The 1855-nt window shown below is 67.0% G+C and carries 1 protein-coding gene; it reads left to right on the forward strand.

What is annotated here, in order from left to right:
- A partial coding sequence (locus ACYQ4T_RS26790) for a beta strand repeat-containing protein (RefSeq protein WP_459859703.1) occupies positions 1–1855 on the forward strand: 1855 nt, incomplete at both ends.

Below are 1855 nucleotides of genomic sequence, written 5' to 3' on the forward strand. Positions count from 1 at the left end.
GTCCGCTCCAGGGCGCCTACGGCAAGCTCACGCTGCAGGCCGACGGCAGCTATTCCTACACCCGCGACCCCATGACCAAGGGCGGCGTGGACGACATCTTCACCTACACGATCACCGACAAGGACGGAGACACCAGCAGCGCCACCCTCACCATCCATATCGCCAATGCCGGCGTGACCGTCGAAACCCCGTCGGGCCGCGACGGCACGATCGTCTACGAGCAGGGCCTGCCGGAGCGGAACGGCGAGCCCGCTGGTTCCGGCGAGAACGGCACCAACAACGACGACCCGTCGGAATCGACGGGCGGCGTCATCACCATCACCGCCAAGGACGGTATCGCCAGCCTGCAGGTCGGCAGCAACACCGCGCTGACCCTGGCGGAGCTCAACGACCTCGGCAGCAATCCCGTAACGTACAAGGATGGGCCGGGCGAGCTCACCCTGACCGGCTTCGACGAGAATACCGGCCAGCTCAGCTATACCTACACCCTGCTCGACAACACGCTGGTCGACCCGGATTCCGTCAGCTTCGCGCTCAAGGTCACCGACATCGACGGCAGCGAAGGCGACGGCATGCTGAAGATCGACATCGTCGATGATGCGCCGGAGGCGATTGACGACACCGACAGCCTCGACAATGTGACCCTGCAGGCGACGGGCAACGTGATCACCGGGGCCGACACGACCTCGAGCGGCGCCGACACCCAGGGCGCCGACGCTGCGAAGGTCACCGGGGCTTCAAGCACCACCGGCGGCGACCAGTCGGCGGACATCAACGGAGACACGACAGTTGCCGGCAAGTACGGCACGCTGATCATTGCCGCCGACGGGACCTATACCTATACCCGCTTCGACGGCGCGCCGCTCAACGACACCGACACCTTCACCTACACCGTGAAGGATGGTGACGGCGACCCGTCGTCGGCGACGCTCACCATCAGCATCAACGACCGGGACGTGCGAATCGGCGATCTCACGCCGAGCGCCGGCGGCGGCGACGTGACCGTGGACGAGGACGACCTCCCCGCGGGTTCCGACGCTTCCAAGGAATCGCTGACCCAGGACGGCACTTTCACGATCAGCGCGCCCGACGGCGTCAAGGATCTCACGATCGGCGGCCAGGCGGTGATCAGCGGCGGCATCTTCACCGCCGTCACCTTCACCACGCCCTTGGGCAACACCCTGGCGATCACCGACTACGACGAGGGCACCGGGACGATCAGCTACAGCTATACGCTGAACGCCAGTCTGGCCCACGCCTCCGGCGGCGCCGAGAACACCGCGTCCGAAGACTTCGAAGTCGTTCTGACCGATGTCGACGGCGACGACAAGACCGCGACCTTGTCCGCCACGATCGTGGACGACGTTGCGACGGCCGACCCGGACGCCGATGACGCCGATTCCGGCAATACCGTCAGCGGCAACGTCGAGACCAACGACACCTTCGGCGCCGACGGCAAGTCCGGCTCCGGCGTGATCGGGGTGGCGACCGGCAGCGACACCAGCGCGCCCGTCACCGGCAGCCTCAACACCGACATCGTCACGGCCTTGGGCACCCTGAAGCTCCAGGCCGACGGCAGCTATACCTATACCGCCAAGCCGAATGTCGAGGGCACCGACCACTTCGTCTACACGATCCAGGACGGCGACGGCGACACCTCCACCACGACGCTGGACATCACCGTCACCAAGGTGGCGCCGACCCCCGACAGCGAGACCGTGACCGTGGACGAGGCGGCGCTGGACGCGACCGGCTCCAACCCCGGCTCGACCGACGAGGCGGCGACCGGCCAGCTGAACCTGGCCCCGGGCGTCACCGCGGCGGCCGGCACCTATCCGGGAAGCTACGGCAACCT

The organism is Dongia sp. agr-C8 (genome assembly GCF_054658695.1).